The following is an 18,588-nucleotide window of genomic DNA, read 5'->3' on the forward strand; positions in this document are numbered from 1 at the left end:
CTCAAGCGGTCGTGCACTCCGTGAACGACAAACGGTCGATGATTCGGCATAAACGGTATGCTTTGCGACACGCTGTGAGGTGTGTCACAGGGTGGTCGGGTGGCGTGGGCTGCCAGCACTGGACTGTCAGGTTTTTGGGCAGGTCAGAACAGGGCCCCAAGGAAGTTTGATGGTCCCATCGCGGTCTTTGTCATCAAGCACTCGCAGCCGCCCGCCAATGTTCATTGCGATGTAACTCATCCGGTTGGGAGCGCCCGGCATATTGCTGCAAGCGACCAGGCTGCCCAGAGTGCCATGACTCATTCCATCAGGTGCTAGCTGGAAATACCCGCGCCCAGCTGTGCGGGAGTAGATTTTGGATCGCGAGGGCACCGGATTGAAGACCCGATGAATTTGTCCATTATCGGGACGTCTGTCGTTGTTCTTGTCGGTAAAGATCGAGATGGGTAGACTCCAGTCATCCACGCATTTCTGGGCTTCGGAGAGTGGGCAAATGGTGGTAAGCCCCCGTTTATCAGTGGCGTAGGAGCGGGCGACTGCGAACACGAGGCGCAGATCGTTGACCATCTGCCGGTGCTGACTGGACGCAATCAGGGTGCTCCAGGAGGTGCTTGCCATTCCGGCGAGCAGTGTTAGTAAAACGACAGTAACCAATAGCTCAATGAGCGTGAAGCCCATAAGCGCTTTTCGGGTAAGCATGTTCCAACATCCTTGTTGGTTGGGAAAGTAACGCTGCATCACATCCTGTGATGACTGAGTTGAACAGTTTACCTAACCGAGACCGCACAGGGGATGGGGGATGGCAGAATCTGAGACCGAAGTCACTCCATATCGAGTTTCTTGAGGCGATAGCGCAGCGCACGAAAGCTGATGCCCAGACGCTTTGCGGCAGCTGTTTTATTCCAACGAGTGGCTTCCAGTGCTTTTTCGATGGTTTGTCGTTCGATAGTTTCGAGGTAACTTTCGAGATCGATTTCCCCATCTGGAGCGGTAATGGCTTTCGGTGTTGTTGAGGTTGTTTCTGGGACTGGGGCTTCGGATTTCGTGGATGGTTGGCTGCCATTGCCGAGATGTAGATCATCTGGGCCGATCCGGTCTGCCTCACACAGTGTATAGGCACGCTCCAGAATGTTCTCAAGTTCGCGTACGTTGCCGGGGAAGTCGTAATCTTGAAGTAGGTCAATGGCCTCAGGCGCGAGGACGGCGGGCTGACACTCATACTCGCTGGCAATGCGTTCAAGTATGTGCGATGCGAGCAACTCTATGTCTGAAGTCCTTTCCCTCAGCGGGGGCACGCCAAGCTCAATCACGTTGATGCGATAAAACAGATCCTGACGAAAGCTGCCTTCCTGCACAAGCTCCGGTAAATTCTTGTGGGTGGCGCTGAGAACCCGAATATCGACTGGAATTTCTCGGGTGTCACCCACCGGCCGCACGGCTTTTTCCTGAATCGCCCGCAGCAATTTGACCTGCATTGCCAGTGGCAGGTCAGCAACCTCGTCCAGGAAGAGGGTGCCGCCGCTTGCTGACCGAAACAGACCGTCTTTGTTTTCGATGGCGCCAGTAAAACTTCCCTTCTTATGCCCAAAAAACTCACTCTCCATCAGCTCCGATGGAATCGCGCCACAGTTCACCGCAATGAAAGGCCCCTCACGTCGTGGCCCCTGCAGGTGAATCATTCGGGCGACCAATTCCTTACCGCTACCGGATTCACCACTGATGAACACGGGCGCCTGGCTGCGCGCCAGCTTGCGGGTCTGGTTGCGCAGTTTCTTGATCTGCGGCGAGTTGCCCAGCAGCAATCCGGGCTCATCGGCGGAGTCGTCCTGGTCGGGTTTCGGCTGCGACAGTCGCAGGGCGCTGTTAACCAGTTCCCGCAGGCGGGGCAGTTCCACTGGTTTGGATACGAAGTCGAACGCGCCGGCTTTCAGGGACTGAATAGCCGTATCCATATTGCCGTAGGCGGTGATAACCGCAACCGGGGTGGCAGGTGCGTGCTGCTGGATCCACTGCACCAGGTCGATGCCATTGCCGTCCGGAAGGTTCATGTCGGTGAGGCACAGATGAAAACTTTGTTCGTCCAGTAGCTTTCGGGCACTGGTCAGGTCCGAAGCGGTCTTCGCGTTGATACCCATGCGGGTAAGAGTAATTTCAAGCAAGTCTCGAATATCTGGTTCGTCGTCAACAATCAGCGCGGTGTGAGTGGTCATCGTCGTGTGTCGTTTCCCTGTTATTGTGCAGGCGCGCAATATCCGAAGACGCCCTGTTAAATCAGCCGCCCGGGGTGCGCAAAAGTGATGCGAAAACAGCAGCCGGGCTGATTGTCGTTCACCATCGACAGGTGGGCCTGATTAGCCTCGCACAGTTCCCGGGCCAGATAAAGGCCGAGGCCGGTTCCGCTTTTGTCGGTGGTAAAGAACGGCTCGAAAACGGAGCCTTGGTGTTCCTGGGAAATGCCGGGGCCGGTGTCCCGAACATCCAGATAGGCTCGTTCACCATCCACGGTAGCGCCAGCGCGAATTTCTATTCGGCGCTGGCCGGTTTGTTGCTGACTGTAGCGCAGGCCGTTGTCGCACAGATTGACCATCACCTGCTCGATCTGGCTTTTGTCGAAACGGGCGGGAGGGATGTTGGGAGCGAGGCTCAGGTCAATGACTGACCTGGCCGATTCGTCCTGGGTTTGCAGGTAATCCGCCTTGAATTCCTTCAGCCAGCCCGATACGTCAATCAGATCGGCATTGGCGGTACGTCGGCGTGACAGATCCAGAACATTTTCCACAATGCCGTTCACCCGCCGAGAGTGACGCCGGATGATGTCCAGCATCTGCTGGTCACCGTGGTCCAGATGCGGCGATTCCTCCATCAATTGCGCGGCGTGGCTGATTGCTCCGAGAGGGTTGCGGATCTCGTGGGCGATACCGGCGGTCAGGCGACCTAGGGAGGCCAGTTTCATTTGTTGGGCCTGCTGGGTGATTTTGCTCATATCTTCGATGAACACCAGGATCTGGTCGCCCCGTTCCTGGTCGAGCTGGGTGAAGTTGACCTGCAGCATGGGTGAGGTCTGGAAAGGCCGGAACGGATCGATGCGGCGTGTCGGGTCTTTAAGCCAGGACTCCAGGCCCAGTTTTAGCGGCTGGGGGAGCACGCGGGCTCCCGCCGTCTGTTCAGATCGGTCAGCGGAGGGTTCGCCAAACAGCAGTTCTTCGGCCGCAGCGTTTGCCAGCCGGATCTGGCCGTAGCGGTCCAGTAACAAAATGCCTGTGCGCATGCGCTGAATGATCTGCTGGTTGATTCGTTCGAGTTCCGCGAGGCTCTGGGCGCGGCTACTAGCCAGGGCTTCACTGCTTCGCATGCGTTTGGAAATGGATTGCAGCACAAATGCCGCTGCGAAGTAGAGAATACCCAGCGAGCCGGCTCGCACAATGTCATCCGCGGGCGCCTCCAGCACCAGCACTGACCACCCGGAAATGCCGAGTGAGCAAATGGCCGCAAGTGCCGCGTAGAAAAAACCCATTCTGCCTGGCGTCAGGATATTACCGGCAGCCACGGACACGATCACCAGGTTGGCCAGGCCATTGGTAATACCGGTGCTGGTCAGCAGCAGCCAATGCATGACCAGAACATCGAGCAGAATTGAAAGTGTGATGTGGCGGCGACTGGGTTGGAACCCGGCCAGGATCAGAAGCGCGACGAATGCATTCAGGCCGAAATAGCCGGCCACTCCGGCCTGGTAGTAGTCCAGCAATCGAAAACGGGAGTCCAGATTGACCGGGTCTACGAACAACAGTCCCAGCAGTATCAGGCTGACGACTAAGCGGTAATGATTGTAAATGCGGAACAGCTTCTGCTGTTGCTGATCGGCCGGGGAAACGAAGCCGAGTTCAGTCGTTGGTTGTTGTGTTGCTGTCATGATTTGCCGGAATCCGCTGGTGTTCGGAAGAAATCCTCGCGCTTGCGGGGTTATAATAGCCTTTTCGTGGCAATGAGTTACAGGAGCCGATTTATGTCCGTTTCCGGGAGTGTATCTTCCCCTCAACTTTCCCCCAAGAAACTCCGGGTGGTTATGGCGCAGCTGGATTTTCTGGTGGGCGACATACCCGGAAATACGGACTTGGTGATCAAGGCCGCTCAGCGTGCTGCCACCGAGCACCAGGCGGATGTCGTGGTGTTTCCCGAGCTGTGTTTAACCGGGTACCCACCGGAGGATTTGCTGCTTCGGCCAAGCTTGGAAGTGCGGGTGTTTGAGGCCCTGGAACGCCTGCAGAATGAGAATCTGGCGCCGGCCATTGTCATTGGAGCCCCGTTGCGGGAGGGCGCACTATTATACAATGCCGCTGTGGTGATTGATGGGCGCGCGATGACTGGCCGCTATTTCAAACGCTTTCCGCCTAATTACCAGGTGTTCGACGAGAAGCGCTACTTTGCCGAAGGCCGCGATGTGGTCACCCTGGATATTCGTGGGGTGCCGGTGGGTATCACGGTCTGTGAGGACATCTGGAAAGATGGCCCGGTGGAAGAGGCCGCGGCTGCCGGTGCCAAACTGATCCTGAACCTGAACGCATCGCCCTATGACATCGACAAACAGACACGTCGCAAGGCCCTGCTGGAGCGTAAGTCCCGGGAGAATCAGGTCAGCATCGTGTACGTCAACCTGGTTGGCGGCCAGGATGAGCTGGTGTTCGATGGTGGCTCCATGGTGTTTGACCACTCCGGTGAACTGGCCTGTGAGGCGCCGCAATTCAGCAACGGTCTGTTCCCGGTTGATTTCCTGTGTGAGCACCATTGCCAGCCGGTGTCCCAGCCGTTGCCGGCCGAGCCCTCCCTGGAGGCCAATGTTTACAGTGCGCTGGTGACCGGTGTCCGGGATTATGTGAACAAGAATGGTTTCCGCTCGGTGGTGCTCGGACTGTCCGGCGGTATCGATTCCGCGGTGACTCTGGCGGTGGCCGTGGATGCCCTGGGTAAGGATCGGGTCCGGGCGGTGATGATGCCGTTCCGCTACACCTCCAGTATGAGTCTGGAGGATGCCGAAGCCGAGGCAGTGGCGCTTGGGGTCCAGTACGACGTGTTCTCTATCGAACCGATGTACGATGCGTTTATGTTCAGCCTGGCCGGGCCGTTTGAGGGCACCAGCCCGGACACGACCGAGGAGAACCTTCAGGCGCGTTTGCGTGGCGTGCTGCTGATGTCACTGTCCAACAAGTTTGGCTCACTGGTTCTGACCACTGGCAACAAGAGTGAGATGGCGGTGGGGTACTCCACGCTCTACGGGGACATGGCTGGCGGTTTCGATGTGCTGAAGGATGTGCCCAAGACCCTGGTATTCCGACTGGCGACCTACCGAAACACCGTGTCACCGGTGATTCCGGAAAGGGTCATTACCCGTCCGCCGTCGGCGGAACTGGCGCCGGACCAGAAAGATGAAGACAGCCTGCCTGGCTACGATGTGTTGGACCAGATCCTGAATCTATACGTCGAACGGGATTTTAGCGCCGATGCCATTGTCGCCGAAGGGTTTGAGCGCGCCGATGTGGACCGGGTGATCCGGCTGGTGGATATCAACGAGTACAAGCGTCGGCAGGCGCCGATTGGCGTGCGGATTACTGAGCGGGGCTTTGGCAAGGATCGCCGCTATCCCATCACCAATGGATGGAAGAGCGGCAAGTAACGCAAGGGGCGGGCGGTGAGGTTACTCGTCGCCCATAAGGCCGAAAGTAATGACGCTGGTCAGTGACCGGTCTTCTCTTTTCAGAACGTCAGCTACAAACTCGCCGTCTTCGTTGAACGCCTCGCTGTCGGGGAAGTTGGTCTGCAGCAGGGCAATGGCATCCCGCGCACCTTTCTTCAGATCCAGGAAGCGGAAGGTCTCGGCCAGAATGATCAGCGCCTCTTCGACCACCGGTGACGTCGGGTAGTTCTCAACCACATAGCGTGCCCGGTTGTTGGCAGCAATGTAGGCCTCACGCTTGATGTAGTAACGTGCCGCGTGTATTTCCAGTGCTGCCATTCGGTTTCGGATAGCAATCATGCGCTGGCGGGCATCGGCCACGTACTCGCTGTCCGGGTAGCGATTCAGCAGTTCGGAAAAGTCCCGGAAGGCCTGGGTTTGCTCACCAGGATCCCGCGCGGAGACGTCGACCGGGAAGTAGCGGGCGGCCAGGCCAAGGTCCAGGTTGTAGGACGCCAGCCCACGCATGAATAATGCATAATCGGCATGCTCGCTCTGCGGGTTAAGGCGCAGGAAACGGTCGGCCGCGGCTCGGGCACCTTCCAGATCAAGATTCTGGAAGCGGGCGTAAATCAGGTCCAGTTGGGCCTGCTCGGCATAACGTCCGAACGGGTAGTAGGTTTCCAGCGCGTCGAGATTTTCCTCGGCTTCGTTGAAGTTGCCAGAGTTCATGGCTTCGCGGGCATTCTCGTAATAGGTCTCTTCCGGCAGTACTTCTTCCTGCTTGTTGGAGGCGCAGGCACTGACCAAAACCATCAGAGTGGTCAGTAGCAGTAAACGGACAACTGATCTCATGCCGGATTCCCGTATAATGTCGATAAGTTCAAAAGAGCCGCCATTGTAGCGGGGAAGACGCCGCATGTGCAGACTGTGCCTCTTTCTTTGAAAGAATGTTTGAAAGATTGTTCGAAAAATTCTTTGTGAAACGTAACACACACCGGCCCTGGGGGCTTAATGTCATCTGATAATCGAATTACCGCCAGTTTTCTGGTTCCACCAGAGCTGAGTGACCGGCGTCTGGATCAGGCCGCGGCTGAGCTGATGCCCGAGCACTCCCGGTCGCGGCTGCAAACCTGGATCAAGAGCGGTGCACTGACTGTCAATGGGGAGAGTCGCAAGCCCCGGGACAAGGTCATGCTTGACGACCGCCTGGAGCTGGATGCCGAGCCTGAAGCCCAGGTGAGCTGGCAGGCCGAGGAAATCACGCTGGACATCGTCTACGAAGACGAGCACCTGCTGGTGATCAACAAACCGGCTGGCTTGGTGGTGCATCCGGCCGCGGGCCACGCCGATGGCACCCTGGTGAACGCACTGCTTAACTACGCGCCGGAAGTGGAGAACCTGCCCCGGGCTGGTATCGTGCACCGCCTGGATAAAGACACCTCTGGCGTTATGGTGGCGGCGCGCAGTCTGATCGCCCACACCTCCCTGGTGGGCCAGTTGCAGACCCGGACCATGGGCCGGGAATACGACGCCGTTGTAGTGGGTACCCTGACCGGTGGGGCAACCGTGGACGCGCCGATTAGCCGTCATCCCCGTGAGCGTAAGAAAATGGCGGTCGTCCCCGGCGGAAAATCGGCCGTGACCCATTACCGGCTGGTTGAGCGATTTGCCGCGCACACCCACATTCGGTGCAAACTTGAGAGCGGCCGTACTCACCAGATTCGGGTACACATGGCCCATGTGAAACATCCCCTGGTGGGCGATCCGATGTACGGCGGTCGGCTACGTTTGCCCAAAGGCACCACCGAGGAGCTTCGGGAAGCTCTGGCCGCCTTTAACCGGCAAGCCTTGCATGCCCGTCAGCTCACCCTTGAGCACCCGGAAACTGGAGAGACTATGTCCTGGGAGGTACCTGTACCCGAGGATATGGTGGAACTGATGGCGGCGCTTCGAAAGCATGTCAAAGACCTGGAAAACCATGACTTCTGAGCTGGACCTGATCCGGCCGGACTGGCCTGCGCCTGATCGGGTTCGGGCGGTCAGTACCACCCGGCTTGGCGGTGTCAGCCAGCCACCGTGGCACTCGCTGAACCTTGGCAGTCATGTGCAGGATGATCCGCAACACGTCTCTGTAAATCGAGGTCGGCTGGCCAGCGAATTGGCGTTTGAGCAGGGCGCCTTTGGCTGGCTGTCCCAGGTGCATGGCACAGAGCTCGTAACGCTCCCGGTTGATGGTGTTCCGGTGGCGGACGCTTCCACCACGACTCAGGCCGGGCAGGTGTGCGCTATTCTGACCGCCGACTGCCTCCCGGTACTGTTCTGTGACCGTGCCGGTACCCAAGTGGCCGCGGCCCATGCCGGTTGGCGTGGTCTGTGTGCCGGTGTTCTGGAACAGGTCGTAGCCAGCTTCACCGCACCGACAGGGGAAATTATTGCTTGGCTGGGTCCGGCCATTGGTCCCGGGCAATTCGAAGTGGGGCCAGAAGTCCGGGATGCATTTATTGCGACGGGCGACCGTGCCGCCGAAGCTTTTTCGACATCCGGTGTCCGCCCTGGGCATTTCATGGCTGATATCTATTGCCTGGCCCGGCAGCGGCTCGAAAAGGCTGGTGTCAGTGCCGTTTACGGCGGCGATCTATGCACCGTCTCCGATTCCCAGCGTTTCTACTCCTACCGCCGCGACGGCCAGACTGGTCGTATGGCAACCCTGATCTGGCTCGAATCCTGAAACTTCGTTGCCGGGGTTGGATGATCCCGGTCAACTTCCTGATGGCTTGATGACCTGACCGCTTGAAGTCCCCGCGCTTGCCCCTACATTTAACTTCAAAGCAGTGCGGATGTTGGTTCAGTCCAGAACTCGGCCGACATCCCGGACCTACGAATTGGGGAACAGAACCTATGAGAATCGATAAGCTGACCAGCCGGTTGCAGACCGCTCTTGCGGATGCTCAATCGCTTGCGGTGGGCAAGGATCACAACTTTATTGAGCCGGTGCACCTGATGCAGGCGCTACTGGACCAGGACGGCAGTGCTATACAGCCGCTGCTGAAACAGGCCGGGGCAGAGCCCGGGCGTATCCGTCAGGCCATCGCCCGTGAGCTTGAGCATCTTCCGGAAGTTCAGGGCTCGGCCGGGGATGTTTCCATGTCCAACGACATGGGGCGTCTGTTCAATATTGCCGACAAGCTTGCCCAGAAGCGCAAGGATCAGTTCATTTCCAGCGAACTGATGCTGCTGGCGGCCTTGGAAGATCGCGGCACGCTGGGGCGGGTGCTGCGCGAGCAGGGTGTCGACAAGGCAGCTCTGGAACAGGCCATCGATGAGGCCCGCGGCGGCGAGGCCGTGAACGACGCCAGCGCCGAGGAGAACCGGCAAGCGCTGTCCAAGTACACTATTGACCTCACCGAGCGTGCCGAGGAGGGCAAGCTGGACCCGGTGATTGGCCGGGACGACGAGATTCGTCGCACTATTCAGGTGCTACAGCGCCGGCGCAAGAACAACCCGGTGCTGATTGGTGAGCCCGGTGTTGGTAAGACCGCTATTGTCGAAGGCCTGGCTCAGCGCATCGTTAATGGCGAAGTGCCCGACGGCCTGAAAGACAAGAAGGTGCTGTCCCTCGACATGGGCGCCCTGATCGCCGGTGCAAAGTTCCGGGGCGAGTTCGAAGAACGCCTGAAGGCGGTGCTGAATGAGCTGTCCAAGCAAGAGGGGCAAATCATTCTGTTCATCGATGAAATTCACACCATGGTCGGCGCCGGCAAGGCCGAAGGCTCCATGGACGCCGGCAATATGCTGAAACCAGCGCTGGCCCGCGGTGAGCTGCATTGTGTGGGAGCCACCACCCTGGATGAATACCGCGAGAACATCGAGAAGGACGCCGCGCTGGAGCGTCGGTTCCAGAAGGTGCTGGTTAGTGAGCCCAACGAGGAAGACACCATCGCCATCCTGCGGGGGCTCAAAGAGCGCTATGAGGTACACCACGGGGTCGAGGTGACCGACGGTGCCATTATTGCTGCCGCCAAGCTGTCGCACCGTTATATCGCCGATCGCCAGTTGCCGGACAAGGCCATTGATCTGGTGGATGAGGCAGCGAGCCAGATCCGCATGGAGATGGACTCCAAGCCCGAGGCCCTCGACCGCCTTGAGCGCCGGCTGATCCAGCTCAAGATCGAGCGGGAAGCGTTGAAAAAAGAAACCGACGCTGCCTCCAAGAAGCGGCTGGAAGAGTTGTCTGGTGTCATTACCGGTGTCGAGCGCGAATACGCCGACCTGGAAGAAGTCTGGAACACCGAGAAGGCGGCCTTGCACGGCTCCCAGAAGATCAAGAGTCGGCTGGAACAGGCCCGGATTGATCTCGAAAATGCTCGGCGGGCCGGTGATCTGGGCAAGATGTCGGAGCTTCAGTACGGCCAGATTCCGGAGCTTGAGCGTCAGCTCGATATGGCCAGCCAGGCCGAAATGATGGAGATGAAACTGCTCCGCAACCGGGTGACCGATGAGGAGATCGCCGAGATTGTCTCCAAGTGGACCGGCATCCCAGTATCGAAAATGCTGGAAGGTGAGCGCGACAAGCTGATGCGCATGGAAGAGGCGCTGCACGATCGCGTCATTGGTCAGGATGAGGCGGTCGAAGCCGTGTCCAACGCCGTGCGCCGGTCCCGGGCCGGCCTGTCTGACCCCAACCGCCCTAACGGCTCGTTCCTGTTCCTGGGCCCCACCGGTGTCGGTAAGACCGAGCTGTGCAAGTCGCTGGCGTCGTTCTTGTTCGATACCGAAGAGGCTATGGTCCGCATCGACATGTCGGAGTTCATGGAGAAACACTCGGTAGCCCGGCTGATTGGTGCTCCTCCGGGGTATGTTGGCTATGAGGAAGGCGGTTATCTGACCGAAGCCGTACGTCGCCGGCCCTATTCGGTTTTGCTGCTGGATGAGGTGGAAAAGGCCCACCCGGATGTCTTCAACATCCTGTTGCAGGTGTTGGAGGATGGCCGGCTGACTGATGGCCAGGGTCGTACGGTCGATTTCCGGAACACCGTCATCGTGATGACCTCAAACCTGGGCTCGGACATCATTCAGCAAAAAGCCGGTGAAGAAAATTACGAGGCCATGAAGACAGCCGTGATGGAGGTGGTAGGCACCCATTTCCGCCCCGAGTTCATTAACCGGGTCGACGAAGTGGTGGTGTTCCATCCGCTGGCGGAGAACCAGATTCAGGGCATTGCCAAGATTCAGATCGAGGCTCTTGGCAAGCGTCTGAAGGATCAGGAAATGAGGCTGGAGCTGGACGATGCCGCCATGGAATTGCTGGCGGAGGTTGGCTACGATCCGGTCTACGGCGCGCGGCCTTTGAAGCGAGCCATCCAGCGGATGATCGAGAATCCGTTGGCACAGAAGCTTCTGCGCGGAGACTTCGTGCCCGGGGACACTATCCAGGCCACGGTTCAGGATCACCAGCTGGTGTTTGCCAAAATCTGAGCGGGGTAGGGGCCGGATCGGTATTGATCCGGTCCCCATCTCTTTTCTAACGCTAGCGGTTTATTAGCCTTCTTCAGGCCCGCAGTTCTCGGCGACGATCTCTTCAAACTGAGTACGCTTCTCCGCGATCTCTTCCTGCGTTAAATACCGTTGCTCACCGTTTTCCTCAATCCGGATGCGGGCATTTCTGGCCATCACGTCAAGATTGGCTTGGGCCGTCGAGCAATTGGCTTCTCGCTGCTTTTGGCGGGCCTCTTCAGCCGCTGACTGGCGTCGTTGCTCTGCCGCTTCCTGCTCTTGTTCTTCCAGCGCATTGACCCGTTCCGTTGGGCTTGGGCGGCTGGATGCTGCTGGCGACGCGCTCCCCGACCGCACATTTACCTTTTCAGATTGCGTACCGGTCGGTTGGCGGTCACCAAAGTGCGTAACACCGTTCTCGTCGGTCCATTTATAGACAGATGCGCCCATCGAGACACCCGGTACAACGGCCAGTAATAAGCTCAGCGTCAGGATTTTTTTATTCATGAGTCCACTCATCATAGGTTCACTGCACCCGGGGCAGGTCAAAACCTGGTAACCGGATTCATCTTGGTCTTAGTACATATTCAAGGTCATCATGCCACCGGTGTCAGTAATTTTCTTCCGTTTGGTTCAAAACTCCGCAAGACAATGCTGCCCGGCGTCTTTTTCGGGGTGCGATCGGGGTGCGATGGAGGGGCAATAAAGGCGTGACGGCTATTGACAGGGAGTTTCCCGCTGTCAGAATTACCGATTGCCTGAAGACTGGGGTCAATACGGCAGGCAATCCCGAGCGAGTAACCCCCGTTAATCACCACACTGAACGCACCGCGCCGTCGTCGCGGGATGGTTGTTGCTTACGTGCAACCCGTTGATTGGCCGTTCTCCGCAACCCTCAGGAGGGCGGCTGGCCAGGAGACAACCTCTCATAAAGTGTGGAGGAGCAGCCGGTTCCGCTTTCACAAGAAGCATGGAAACCGTGAATCCAGGCAACCGGGTGTACCCCGGCTCATTCACTCGTAGGAAGAGGGTAGAAAATCGTGGAGTTATTGTCTGGCGCCGACATGCTCATTCGTTCCTTGCAAGATGAAGGGATCGAATACGTTTACGGCTATCCGGGTGGTGCAGCCCTTCATATATATGACGCGCTGTTCAGACAGGACAAGGTCAAACATATTCTGGTCAGGCATGAGCAGGCTGCGGTCCATATGGCCGACGGCTACGCCCGTGCGACCGGGAAACCGGGTACCGTACTGGTGACCTCGGGTCCTGGAGCCACCAACACTATTACCGGCATTGCCACCGCCTTTATGGATTCCATCCCCATGGTGGTGCTGTGCGGTCAGGTTGCGTCCACTCTAATTGGCGAGGATGCCTTCCAGGAAACCGATATGATCGGTGTTTCCCGTCCGGTGGTTAAACACAACCTCAGCGTGCGTCACCCGGAAGAAATTCCCGAGGTGATCCGCAAGGCCTATTATATTGCCGCCACAGGCCGTCCCGGCCCGGTTGTGGTCGATATCCCCAAGGATATGACGACGCCGAACGAGCGTTACGAATATTCGTACCCCAAAAAGGTCAAGCTGCGCTCCTACAACCCGGCCATTCGCGGCCACGCCGGTCAGATCAAGAAAGCGGTCGACATGATGCTGGCGGCCCGTCGTCCGATCATCTATGCCGGTGGCGGTGTCATTCTGGGCAAGGCCTCTGAGCAGCTGACCGAACTGGTCCGCACTCTTGGTTACCCGATCACCAACACGCTCATGGGCATCGGCTGTTATCCAGCCAGCGACAAGCAGCACCTTGGCTGGCTGGGCATGCACGGCACCTACGAAGCCAACATGGCGATGCACCACTCGGACCTGATTCTCTGTGTCGGGGCGCGGTTTGACGACCGGGTCACCAACGCGACCGAGAAGTTCTGTCCGGGCGCCCGCATCATTCACATCGATATCGATCCGGCGTCCATCTCTAAGACTGTGGATGCTGACGTTCCCATCGTGGGGCCGGTTGATGCGGTGCTGAAAGAAATGCAGGCGCTGGTGAAAGAAAGCAAGGAAAAGCCGGACGCGGATGCGATCGCTGCCTGGTGGAAGCAGATCGACGAGTGGCGGGCCTTTCACGGCATGCGATACGAAACCAGTGACGATGTGATCAAGCCCCAGGAAGTCATCGAGATGCTGTGCAGGCTCACCAACGGTGAAGCCTACGTGACTTCCGATGTGGGTCAGCACCAGATGTTTGCGGCCCAGTACTACAAGTTCGACAAACCCAATCGCTGGATCAACTCCGGCGGCCTGGGCACCATGGGCTTTGGATTGCCCGCGGCTATGGGCGTCAAGTTGACGCACCCGGACGATGAAGTGCTGTGCATCACCGGTGAAGGCAGTATCCAGATGAACATTCAGGAGCTGTCCACCTGTAAGCAGTACAACCTGCCGGTGAAGATCATCAACCTCAACAACCAGGCCCTGGGCATGGTCAAGCAGTGGCAGGACATGAACTACGAGTCCCGTCACTCCCAGTCCTACATGGAGTCGCTGCCGGACTTTACCAAGCTGGCAGAGGCGTATGGCCATAAGGGCGTGGTGATCGACAAGAAGGCCGATCTGGAATCCAAGCTGAAAGAAGTGTTGGCGATGAAAGACGAGTTGGTGTTTGTCGACATCTACGTTGATCGCTTTGAGCACGTCTATCCGATGCAAGTAGCCCGTGGGTCCATGAAGGACATGTGGCTCAGCAAAACGGAGAGGGTGTGATCATGCGTCGAATCATTTCTGTTTTGCTAGAAAACGAACCGGGCGCACTGTCCCGTGTTGTTGGCCTGTTCTCCCAGCGTAACTACAACATCGAGACGCTGACCGTGGCGCCCACCGAGGACGAGACCCTGTCCCGTCTGACGGTGACCACCACCGGGTCGGACAAGGTCATCGAGCAGATCACCAAGCAGCTCAACAAGCTGATTGAAGTGGTCAAGCTGGTGGACCTGACCGAAGGCTCCCACATCGAGCGTGAATTGATGTTGGTCAAGCTGAAGGCCACCGGTTCCCAGCGAGCTGAGATCAAGCGTACCGTGGACATCTTCCGGGGCCAGATTGTCGACGTCACAAGTTCGGTTTATACCGTGCAGTTGGCGGGTGACAGTGAGAAGCTTGACGGATTTATCCAGGCGGTTGGCACCTCCGGTGTCCTCGAAGTGGTGCGTACCGGTGTCTCCGGTATTGCCCGCGGCGAAAAGGTTCTCAGCCTTTAACGGCTATTGATACGAATTGAACATCATGGCCTGATAGGGCCATTACAAATAACAGAGGTTTTGTCATGCAGGTTTACTACGATAAGGATTGCGATCTTTCCATCATCCAGGGCAAGAAAGTTGCCGTTATCGGTTTCGGTTCCCAGGGCCACGCTCACGCGTGCAACCTGAAAGAGTCCGGCGTTGACGTCACCGTTGGTTTGCGCCCGGGTTCGTCGTCCATCGCCAAGGCTGAAGCCTATGGCCTGAAGACCAGCGACGTGCCTTCCGCCGTTGCTGCTGCTGACGTGGTCATGGTTCTGACCCCGGACGAATTCCAGTCTCAGCTGTACAAGGCCGAGATCGAGCCGAACCTGAAGCAGGGTGCCACACTGGCGTTTGCCCACGGTTTTGCTATCCACTACAACCAGATCGTCCCGCGGAAAGATCTGGACGTGATCATGGTCGCTCCGAAGGCTCCGGGTCACACTGTGCGCACCGAATTTGCCAACGGCGGTGGTATTCCTGACCTGATCGCCATCTTCCAGGACGCGTCCGGCACCGCCAAGAACGTTGCCCTGTCCTACGCCAGCGGCATCGGCGGTGGTCGTACCGGCATCATCGAAACCACCTTCAAGGACGAAACCGAAACCGATCTGTTCGGTGAGCAGGCCGTTCTGTGTGGTGGTGCCGTTGAACTGGTCAAGGCCGGTTTCGAGACCCTGACTGAAGCGGGCTACGCGCCGGAAATGGCGTACTTCGAGTGCCTGCACGAGCTGAAGCTGATTGTTGACCTGATGTACGAAGGCGGCATCGCCAACATGAACTACTCCATCTCCAACAACGCGGAGTATGGTGAGTACGTGACTGGCCCGGAAGTCATCAACGAGCAGTCTCGCGAAGCCATGCGCAACGCCCTGAAGCGCATCCAGAGCGGTGAGTACGCCAAGATGTTTATCTCTGAAGGCGCTCTCAATTACCCGTCCATGACGGCTCGTCGTCGCCAGAACGCGGCTCACGATATTGAAACCGTGGGTGAAAAGCTCCGTGGCATGATGCCGTGGATTTCCGCGAATAAGATCGTGGATAAAGATAAGAACTGATCAGATTTCTGACTGGTTCTTGAGAAACGCGGCCCGGGAGGCCGCGTTTTTCGTATATACTCCGCCCAAATGCTTTCCGGAGTTATGGGAATGACTGACGAAAAAAAGACTGCCGATGCGGACGCCCAGCGCGTGGCGTCGGAGAAAAAGCACGATCAGGCTTCAGAGTATGAAGTGGAAGCCGGCGAAGTGGTTGAAGAAGAACTGGTAGAGGGGGCCCCTGTCCGCCGCAAGGGCATCTACCTTCTGCCGAACGCACTCACGACAGCGTCCCTGTTTTCGGGTTTCTATGCCATCGTGTCTGCGGCCAACGGCATGTTCGATAACGCCGCTATCGCGATTTTCGTGTCCATGATTCTTGACGGGCTCGATGGCCGCGTCGCACGCATGACCAACACCCAAAGCAAATTCGGCGAAGAGTATGACTCCTTGGCCGACATGGTGGCATTTGGTGTTGCCCCTGGTTTGGTGGCATTTTTCTGGTCCCTTAATGGCCTGGGTAAAGTAGGCTGGGCAATAACCTTTATCTATGTGGCTGGCGCGGCCCTCCGTTTGGCCCGCTTCAACACCCAGATTGGCTCCGTCGACAAGAAGTTTTTCGTTGGCCTGGCGAGTCCGGCTGCGGCTGCGTGCGTGGCTGGCCTGGTGTGGTGCTTTCACGAATTCGAGCCTTCGTCCTGGCTGACGCTGCTGACGATTGTTGTGGTTGGCGGTACCGGCGTTATGATGGTCAGCAATATCCTGTACCGCAGTTTCAAGGATCTCGATATGCGTGGCCGGGTGCCGTTTGCGGCAATCCTGCTCGTGGTCCTGATCTTTGTCGTGATCGCGCTTGATCCGGCGACCGTATTGTTTACCGGGTTTCTGCTGTATGCCCTGTCGGGTCCCGTGCGGGCGATCTTCAGAGGCAAGCCCAAGCGTAGCCCGGAGGAGTCTGCGTAAGGTATTGAGTCCCGGGCCCCTGAGGCCCGGGAATTTAATGCAAAACCTCCGGTCAACCCTACCAGCGCCCGATGCTCGGGCGACTAGAGCGGAGAGTTTCGATGTTGATCAAGAGTCGCCCCTCCTGGGCACTGTCCCACAGCCACGTTACCCCCGAACATATCTATCTGAACCGTCGCCGATTCATGTCTGGCATTGCTGCTGGTGCGGCCGGCCTCGCTATGCCTGGGCTACTGTCTGCGGCGGCTGCCCCGGTTCAGGGCGAATCGCTCAATTTCATCCCTGCGCCCCAGTTCTCAACCGACGAAGAAAAGACCCCGTTCAAAGACGTTATCCGCTACAACAACTTCTATGAGTTTGGAGCCGGAAAGGACGATCCGGCCAAGTATGCCGACAACATGTCGGTCGATCCCTGGTCCGTGATTGTGGATGGCGAGTGTGGCAATCCGGGTACCTATGCCCTCGAAGACCTGCTTCAGCCCCATGACTATGAGGAGCGGGTTTACCGGTTACGGTGCGTGGAGGCCTGGTCCATGGTGATTCCCTGGGTTGGGGTACCGCTTGCCGATGTAGTGAAGCGCCTGGAGCCAACGTCCAAGGCCAAGTATCTCTACTTTGAAACCCTGGAGGACCCAGAACAGATGCGGGGACAGCAGTCGATATTCAGTACCATCGATTGGCCGTATCGGGAAGGGTTGCGGATGGATGAGGCCATGAACGAATTGGCGTTTCTGGCTGTCGGCCTGTATGGCAAGGCTCTGCCTAAACAGAATGGCGCACCGATTCGATTGGTATTGCCCTGGAAATATGGATTCAAGAGTATCAAGTCTATTGTCAGGATTCGGTTTCAGGAAAGGCGGCCGAAGACCACGTGGGAACGAATTGCTCCCAGTGAGTATGGCTTCTATGCCAATGTGAATCCTGAGGTCGACCACCCGCGCTGGAGTCAGAAGCGGGAACGTCGCTTGCCATCGGCGTTGTTTTCACCAAACTGGATCGAGACCGAAAAGTTCAATGGTTATGGTGATCAGGTCGCTAGCCTCTATAAGGGCATGGACTTGCGGAAGTTCTATTAATGCCGGGAGTGCTGGGTATTGAGTGGCGCCGAAGCGCAGGGGTGCTGTTGGCGTTTCGCTGGCTGATGGCTGCGTTGGCATCTTTGCCTCTATTGTTGCTGGTTGGGGATGTGGTCAGCGGTGCTGTGGGGCCGGATCCCGGACAGACCATCACGGAGGCGCTTGGCATTGCTGCCTTCCAGCTACTATTGGCGACCCTGGCGATGACTCCGTTGCGACGCTGGACCGGGTGGGGAGGTTGGCTACGGGTCCGGCGCATGCTCGGTTTGTTTGCTTTCTTCTATGCCGTGCTCCATGTCCTGGCGTTTCTCCAGTTCATTCTCGGCTGGTCGGATTTGTGGGCCACCTTTACCAAGCGGCCCTACATCATTGCCGGTGCGGTGGCATTCCTGTGTCTGGTGCCGTTGGCTGCAACGTCGCCAGTGAGTGCGATGCGCAGGTTGGGCTCTTATTGGAAGCCTCTGCACAAGTTGATCTATCTGGCTGTGGTTGTTGCCTGGGTTCATTTCCTCTGGCAAGCAAGAAGTGATCTGGGTGAAATGGTGATTTACGGCCTGTTATTGGCTATTTTGTTGGGCGTGCGAGGTTATTGGTCAGGCTGGTCCAGCCTGGTCCCTCTGAAAAAGGGCTGATATTGGTTAAACACCGCTCAAGTTGTGCGGTTGTTGACCTGCCTAATGCGTGGAAACCCGTAGTTTTGGAATTTTCTTCGCAAAGCGCGTTGACAGTTTTCCTGACGCCTGTAGAATGCGCACCACTTCTGAGGGACAAGCCACTGACGCAGCGGCCCCCGAGGAAGGCAACCGTTTGAAATTGTTGAAGAAATTGAGTTTCAAAATTCTTCAGAAAGCGGTTGACAGAGGCTCGATTCGCTGTAGAATGCGCCTCTCGAAACAAGCAGTAAGCCGGTTGATTTTCGGCGCTTTCCGGAGACGGAAAACATCGAAAATAAACGGTTGACAAGGCGGCGACACGATGTAGAATACGCCACCTTGATTGAGCAGCAGCTCAACCGCTCTTTAAAAAATTGACCAAGTAATTCGTGTGGGCGCTGGCCGAGGTATTTCGGAT

The 18,588-nt window shown here is 57.5% G+C and carries 16 protein-coding genes; 10 read left to right on the top strand and 6 right to left on the bottom strand.

Features of this window, described 5'->3' with window-relative positions; all coding sequences use genetic code 11:
* Positions 1-126: 126 nt before the first annotated feature.
* The 3 genes from FCS96_RS19165 to FCS96_RS19175 all read right to left on the bottom strand — a co-directional run bounded on the left by FCS96_RS19165 (position 127) and on the right by FCS96_RS19175 (position 3,910).
* A complete protein-coding gene (locus FCS96_RS19165; protein ID WP_171040871.1) occupies positions 127-699 on the bottom strand; it encodes a GspH/FimT family protein in 573 nt (190 codons plus the stop codon).
* Positions 700-821: 122 nt separating this feature from the next.
* Positions 822-2,210 carry a sigma-54-dependent transcriptional regulator gene (locus FCS96_RS19170; protein ID WP_138441957.1) on the bottom strand — a complete coding sequence of 463 codons (1,389 nt, stop codon included), beginning with the start codon at positions 2,208-2,210 and terminating at the stop codon, positions 822-824.
* A gap of 56 nt (positions 2,211-2,266) precedes the next feature.
* Positions 2,267-3,910 carry a sensor histidine kinase gene (locus FCS96_RS19175; RefSeq protein ID WP_138441958.1) on the bottom strand — a complete coding sequence of 548 codons (1,644 nt, stop codon included), beginning with the start codon at positions 3,908-3,910 and terminating at the stop codon, positions 2,267-2,269.
* Between the two features lie 93 nt (positions 3,911-4,003).
* On the opposite strand from FCS96_RS19175, the gene FCS96_RS19180 reads away from it, so the two are divergent.
* On the top strand, positions 4,004-5,668 hold the full coding sequence (locus FCS96_RS19180) for an NAD+ synthase (RefSeq protein ID WP_138441959.1): 1,665 nt from the start codon (positions 4,004-4,006) through the stop codon (positions 5,666-5,668).
* A gap of 21 nt (positions 5,669-5,689) precedes the next feature.
* Here FCS96_RS19180 and FCS96_RS19185 read toward each other — a convergent pair whose 3' ends face one another.
* The gene (locus FCS96_RS19185; RefSeq protein ID WP_138441960.1) at positions 5,690-6,523 is read right to left on the bottom strand and encodes an outer membrane protein assembly factor BamD; all 834 of its coding nucleotides are present in this window, start codon (positions 6,521-6,523) and stop codon (positions 5,690-5,692) included.
* 159 nt (positions 6,524-6,682) lie between these two features.
* Between FCS96_RS19185 and rluD the strand changes: the two genes are divergently transcribed.
* The 3 genes from rluD to clpB all read left to right on the top strand — a co-directional run bounded on the left by rluD (position 6,683) and on the right by clpB (position 11,146).
* The gene (gene rluD, locus FCS96_RS19190; protein WP_138441961.1) at positions 6,683-7,660 is read left to right on the top strand and encodes a 23S rRNA pseudouridine(1911/1915/1917) synthase RluD; all 978 of its coding nucleotides are present in this window, start codon (positions 6,683-6,685) and stop codon (positions 7,658-7,660) included.
* On the top strand, positions 7,650-8,399 hold the full coding sequence (gene pgeF, locus FCS96_RS19195) for a peptidoglycan editing factor PgeF (protein ID WP_171040867.1): 750 nt from the start codon (positions 7,650-7,652) through the stop codon (positions 8,397-8,399). The genes rluD and pgeF overlap by 11 nt, the downstream gene beginning before the upstream one ends.
* Positions 8,400-8,569: 170 nt before the next feature.
* Positions 8,570-11,146, top strand: coding sequence for an ATP-dependent chaperone ClpB (gene clpB, locus FCS96_RS19200; RefSeq protein WP_138441962.1), 2,577 nt, complete (start codon positions 8,570-8,572; stop codon positions 11,144-11,146).
* Between the two features lie 63 nt (positions 11,147-11,209).
* On the opposite strand, the gene FCS96_RS19205 is transcribed toward clpB, so the two are convergent.
* Complete coding sequence (locus FCS96_RS19205; RefSeq protein WP_138441963.1) at positions 11,210-11,671, bottom strand: DUF4124 domain-containing protein; 462 nt, start codon at positions 11,669-11,671, stop codon at positions 11,210-11,212.
* 533 nt (positions 11,672-12,204) lie between these two features.
* On the opposite strand from FCS96_RS19205, the gene FCS96_RS19210 reads away from it, so the two are divergent.
* The 6 genes from FCS96_RS19210 (at position 12,205) to FCS96_RS19235 (ending at position 18,149) form a co-directional block, all read left to right on the top strand.
* Complete coding sequence (locus tag FCS96_RS19210; protein WP_138441964.1) at positions 12,205-13,923, top strand: acetolactate synthase 3 large subunit; 1,719 nt, start codon at positions 12,205-12,207, stop codon at positions 13,921-13,923.
* A 2-nt stretch (positions 13,924-13,925) separates the two neighbouring features.
* Positions 13,926-14,417, top strand: coding sequence for an acetolactate synthase small subunit (ilvN, locus tag FCS96_RS19215; RefSeq protein ID WP_070970156.1), 492 nt, complete (start codon positions 13,926-13,928; stop codon positions 14,415-14,417).
* 65 nt (positions 14,418-14,482) lie between these two features.
* Complete coding sequence (ilvC, locus tag FCS96_RS19220; RefSeq protein WP_138441965.1) at positions 14,483-15,499, top strand: ketol-acid reductoisomerase; 1,017 nt, start codon at positions 14,483-14,485, stop codon at positions 15,497-15,499.
* 90 nt (positions 15,500-15,589) lie between these two features.
* A complete protein-coding gene (gene pssA / locus FCS96_RS19225; RefSeq protein ID WP_138441966.1) occupies positions 15,590-16,441 on the top strand; it encodes a CDP-diacylglycerol--serine O-phosphatidyltransferase in 852 nt (283 codons plus the stop codon).
* Between the two features lie 101 nt (positions 16,442-16,542).
* A complete protein-coding gene (gene msrP / locus FCS96_RS19230) occupies positions 16,543-17,517 on the top strand; it encodes a protein-methionine-sulfoxide reductase catalytic subunit MsrP (RefSeq protein ID WP_138441967.1) in 975 nt (324 codons plus the stop codon).
* A complete protein-coding gene (locus tag FCS96_RS19235; RefSeq protein WP_138441968.1) occupies positions 17,517-18,149 on the top strand; it encodes a protein-methionine-sulfoxide reductase heme-binding subunit MsrQ in 633 nt (210 codons plus the stop codon). Before msrP ends, FCS96_RS19235 begins: the two co-directional genes overlap by 1 nt.
* 200 nt (positions 18,150-18,349) lie before the next feature.
* On the opposite strand, the gene FCS96_RS20175 is transcribed toward FCS96_RS19235, so the two are convergent.
* Positions 18,350-18,588 (bottom strand): hypothetical protein (locus FCS96_RS20175; protein ID WP_212747113.1); only part of this gene is annotated, 239 nt, incomplete at its 5' end.

Origin of the sequence: Marinobacter alexandrii, assembly GCF_005871205.1 — a bacterium.
Lineage (GTDB): Bacteria > Pseudomonadota > Gammaproteobacteria > Pseudomonadales > Oleiphilaceae > Marinobacter > Marinobacter alexandrii.